At 43.7% G+C, this 4664-nt stretch carries 3 protein-coding genes; 1 reads left to right on the top strand and 2 read right to left on the bottom strand.

Annotated features, from left to right (window positions below):
* Positions 1 to 128 precede the first annotated feature (128 nt).
* Positions 129 to 1586 (top strand): anion permease, encoded by a 1458-nt coding sequence (locus L0J61_RS09400; protein WP_301466188.1) that lies wholly within the window; start codon positions 129 to 131, stop codon positions 1584 to 1586.
* A 257-nt stretch (positions 1587 to 1843) separates the two neighbouring features.
* Here L0J61_RS09400 and L0J61_RS09395 read toward each other — a convergent pair whose 3' ends face one another.
* Positions 1844 to 2950: a regulatory protein RecX gene (locus tag L0J61_RS09395; protein WP_301466187.1), complete on the bottom strand. Its 1107-nt coding sequence runs from the start codon at positions 2948 to 2950 to the stop codon at positions 1844 to 1846.
* Positions 2951 to 2983: 33 nt separating this feature from the next.
* Positions 2984 to 4042, bottom strand: a complete 1059-nt coding sequence (gene recA / locus L0J61_RS09390; RefSeq protein ID WP_301466186.1) for a recombinase RecA — start codon at positions 4040 to 4042, stop codon at positions 2984 to 2986.
* Positions 4043 to 4664 lie beyond the last annotated feature (622 nt).

Genomic DNA, 4664 nt, shown 5'->3' with positions numbered 1-4664 from the left:
TAATATATTCATATAGTCCACTCAGTTTTCTTATCGCGATGATTATCTTGATGACGTCACAGATGATATGGCTGATTAGTTGTTTAGCTGTGTAATTTCAAAAGCCTCCTTTATAAGGATACTTACCTATGCCGTTTAAGCCGCTTCAAACCGCTATTGCTATATTAGTGGGTCTTATTATTTGGTTTGTTATTCCTGTGCCTACAGGTGTTACCCCAGACGCTTGGCATATGTTGGCGTTGTTTATCGCCACCATTGTCGCGATCATCGGCAAAGTGCTGCCCATCGGGGCAATAGCTATTATTGCTGTCACGCTGGTGGCATTGACGGGTGTCACCAGTGACAGTCCAAAACAGGCAATCAGTGATGCGCTTTCTAGTTACTCGAGCCCACTGATATGGCTGATCGGTATTGCTGTTATGATATCGCGCGGCCTTATTAAAACAGGTCTTGGTCGACGTATTGCCTATTACTTCATTTCTATTTTTGGCAAAAAAACCATCGGCGTGGCGTATTCTTTAACGGCAGCTGAGCTAATGATAGCGCCCATTACGCCATCTAATACGGCGCGTGGTGGCGGTATCATCCATCCGATCATGAAATCCATCGCTCAAAGTTTTCATTCAACACCTGAAGAAGGTACTCAAAATAAGATGGGTCGCTATCTGGCGATGGTCAACTATCACGCCAACCCCATCACATCTGGTATGTTTATTACAGCTACCGCGCCCAACCCGTTGGTGGTAGAGCTGGTCAACAAAGCCACGGGTAGTGATATTCAGCTGTCATGGACGACTTGGGCGGTAGCGATGTTTGTGCCTGGCATACTGTGTTTGATTGTGATGCCTGTAGTGATTTATATGATTTATCCGCCTGATGTCAAGGTCACGCCTGATGCGAAGGGTTTTGCAAAAGACAACTTGTCAGAAATGGGAAAAATCAGCACCCACGAAAAAATTATGCTCGGTGTGTTTGCATTGATGCTCCTATTGTGGGCAAATATCCCAGCGCTTATCTTGGGTGATCAATTTAGCGTCAATGCGACCACTACCGCATTTATTGGTTTGACGACCTTGATACTAACGGGTGTTCTGACTTGGGACGATATTCTCAAAGAAAAATCAGCATGGGATACCATTGTTTGGTTTGGGGCACTCATTATGATGGCGGCCTACCTGAACGAGCTGGGTTTGATTGGTTGGTTTGCTGGCAACATTGAGTCAGTGATTGGCACGACAGGAGTTGGCTGGATAGGCGCCGTATCGATTCTAACTTTAGTGTATCTGTATATTCATTATTTCTTTGCGAGTACCACCGCTCACATCACTGCATTATTTGCCGCGTTTTATGCGGTAGGGCTGAGCTTGGGTGCGCCGCCGATGTTATACGCGCTTATCTTGGCCGCTGCGGGCAACATCATGATGACGCTTACCCATTATGCAACGGGTACTGCGCCAGTCATCTTTAACTCAGGATTTGTGACTTTAAAAGAGTGGTGGGGCATTGGGGCCATCATGAGCGTGGTAAATCTGGTGATTTGGATCGGTGCTGGTTTGCTCTGGTGGAAAGTGCTGGGATATTATTAAACTGGGACCCTAGTAAGGGTGCTAGTAAAGAGTGCTATTAAAATGGGTGGTGTTCTAAAAAGTATGCTGGCGATAGAAGTCAATAAGAAATCTATGCTAAGTTCTCTGATTCTATAGGGCTTTCAAGGCTTCAAAAATTGTTCAAGTTTTAATCAGCATACTTTTTGACACACCACCTTAAAATGAAGTGCTAGTAATATGCCACCACGCCTTCTTGCTTTATGTATAGACGAGTGTTTTTGACAAGTAAACGGTGATTAAAAACGCTCATCTAGTGTCCCCAATGTGTGGTTGAGAGCTGCAAAACAGATGTCACTTTGAAAGCCTCTATACTGTAAAAACCGTAGTTGGCGCGCTTTGTCTTTTGCTTCGATAGGGATGTCATCACCGTATTTTTTTGTGCGTGCTGTGACCGCTAGCTTAAGCCAATCGACGCCTTCGACTAAATTGTCCTCGCTGTCGTCTACAAACTCACTAAACTCATCAGCTTCCGTATTTGCCATGTCGATCAACTCGTCGATGTTGCTAGGCATGGCTATCTTCTTACGATAGAACTCCTGCTTTATACGTCCACGTCCACGTCCTTTGCGGATATTTTCCCGGATTAGCATCAAGGTAGTACGGTAGTCGCTTTGATAGCCCTTTTCTGCAAACTCATCGAGTAAGGCGTCAATTTTTATTGGGTCTTGTTTTTTATCGACGAGTTTTTGTTTTAGCTCATCCCTGCCATACTCGCGGCGTGATAGATAATAAAAAGCTAGCCAACGTAGACGGCTTTCTGCCTTGATGGCATCTATTTCTGCTTGTCTTTGCTCAGGGGTGCGCAAATAGGCTTTTAGGGCTGCAGGTAAGTTATCATTAGGCAAGTTGTCGCTGCTGCTTGCATCATCATCGATCGTTGGTTTGGATGAGGATTTCGACGTTTCTGGATCTTGCTGGCTACTGGTTACGGCAAGAGTAGCCTGATTGTCGCTATCTCCATGAACACCATGAATATTTTGCTTAACTTCTGCGAGCATTTCTTTGATGTTTTGAGCCTCAGGCGGCTTATAAGTAGGTGTGTCATTATTATCAGCGGTAAAATTCGCTGCTGGATGAAAAGTTTTTTTTCGTTTTTTACGTCTTTTCGGCTTGGATGTTGTTTGATTATTAGATGCAGACGAGTTTTTCGATTTTGTATCAATAGAGCCGTCGTTATATATAGGCTGCTCTTTAGCTACAGCGTTTGTTTTTTCGTGCTGCTTATTTGGTTTGTCAGAAGCGTGCTTATTAGCCTTGGAAGACTTTTTGAGTTGAGCAGGAGAGTTGCTCGCTGAGTCGGCATCCGACTCAGCAAGTATTTCAGATAAGGTTTTAATTTCCATAATAAATCACGATTAGGTATAACGGTTACATCGTTATTTTACAGGCTCTGCAGCCAGTTTTTTATCAGATTTTTCGGTGTCTGCGGCTTCGCTGTCTTTTTTCAAGCCGAGTTTTTCTTCACGGATTTTATCTTCGATTTCTTTGGCTATGGCAGGATTTTCTTTCAAGAATAGCACAGAGTTTGCTTTGCCTTGACCGATTTTTTCATCGCCATAACTATACCAAGAGCCAGCCTTACCAACTGCGCCAATCTCAACACCCAAATCAATGACTTCGGCCAAATGATTGGTACCAGCGCCATAGGTGATTTCAAACTCAGCTTGGCGGAATGGCGGCGCCATTTTATTTTTAATGACTTTGACACGGGTTTGGTTACCGATGACTTCGTCACCATTCTTAACCGAACCAATACGGCGGATATCCATGCGCACTGAGGCATAGAATTTGAGCGCGTTACCACCAGTTGTGGTCTCAGGGCTACCAAACATCACACCGATCTTCATACGAATTTGGTTAATAAAGACCACCATACAGTTCGAGCGCTTGGCATTACCAGTGATTTTACGTAGTGCTTGGCTCATCAGGCGCGCTTGTAAGCCCATATGCGAGTCGCCCATTTCACCTTCGATCTCTGCACGTGGTGTCAAAGCAGCAACTGAGTCGACGACGATCATATCGACTGCCCCTGAGCGTACTAACATATCAGTAATCTCAAGTGCTTGCTCCCCATTGTCAGGCTGGGAGAGTAAAAGGTCATCAGTCACCACGCCAAGCTTACGAGCATAAACGGGATCTAGTGCGTGCTCAGCATCGATAAAGGCACAAGTTCCGCCTTGTTTTTGGCACTCTGCAATCGCCTGTAGGGTCATGGTGGTTTTACCAGAGCTTTCTGGGCCGTATATTTCAACGATACGACCTTTCGGCAAGCCTCCCACCCCAAGGGCGATATCCAAGCCAAGAGATCCTGTTGAGACCACGTCAGCATCGAGGATAGCGGCATCATCTCCTAGGTGCATAATGGTATTTTTACCAAATTGTTTTTCAATTTGACCGAGTGCAGCTTTGAGAGCCTTGGCTTTATTGTCGTCCATACTAGGTTCCTTGTTTTTGATCATAGATGTAACAGTATCAGTTTTGATGCAATACGCAATATATTTGCAATATTGAAATTAGTGGCGCATTGAGTGGCGATTGCTACGTACCCAAAAATCGGCGCTCAGCATCCAGTTGGCATAAATAGAATTTTATGATGATTTAGATCGTTAGAGTTGTCGAGTATTTGTAGATAGCTACTGTCACGTTCAAATGTATAAACCAGCCGAATCTCTAATATATCACCATACTATACAGCAAAGTTAAATTGTGAAATAAGTGAAAATAAGTTCATAATCAGTAACTAGGTAATAACCATTATGAGTACTATTTTGTCTGTAAGTGCTGTTGTGCTTGCTGATCACAGAGTATCTTTTGTGTATAAGGTTGATTGGATGAGCCAATTATAACAAATCACGATGTTTGATTAGAGCTTTTACAGACGGTAGGCGACACTATATGTCGCATCTGATAGCCGTAGAGTAGGGAATAACGCGCTCAAAATAAAAAGGTGTAAACGATAATTTCGGACAATATAATGGTACTATTTGTCAATAGCCTCAAGAGGGGTATAACGCAATTAAAGGCTATATATAGATTGATTGTGAAACATTGATGACG

Origin of the sequence: Psychrobacter sp. (genome assembly GCF_030457785.1) — a bacterium.
In the GTDB taxonomy this organism is placed as follows: Bacteria; Pseudomonadota; Gammaproteobacteria; order Pseudomonadales; family Moraxellaceae; genus Psychrobacter.
The sequence above is the reverse complement of the archived record's forward strand: the minus strand, read 5'-3'. Positions and strand labels throughout refer to the sequence as shown.

Excerpts from the sequence above, each read along its gene's own strand:
- recA (WP_301466186.1), bottom strand. The coding sequence starts at position 4,042 with ATGGACGACAATAAAGCCAAGGCTCTCAAAGCTGCACTCGGTCAAATT.
- L0J61_RS09395 (WP_301466187.1), bottom strand. The coding sequence starts at position 2,950 with ATGGAAATTAAAACCTTATCTGAAATACTTGCTGAGTCGGATGCCGAC.
- L0J61_RS09400 (WP_301466188.1), top strand. The coding sequence starts at position 129 with ATGCCGTTTAAGCCGCTTCAAACCGCTATTGCTATATTAGTGGGTCTT.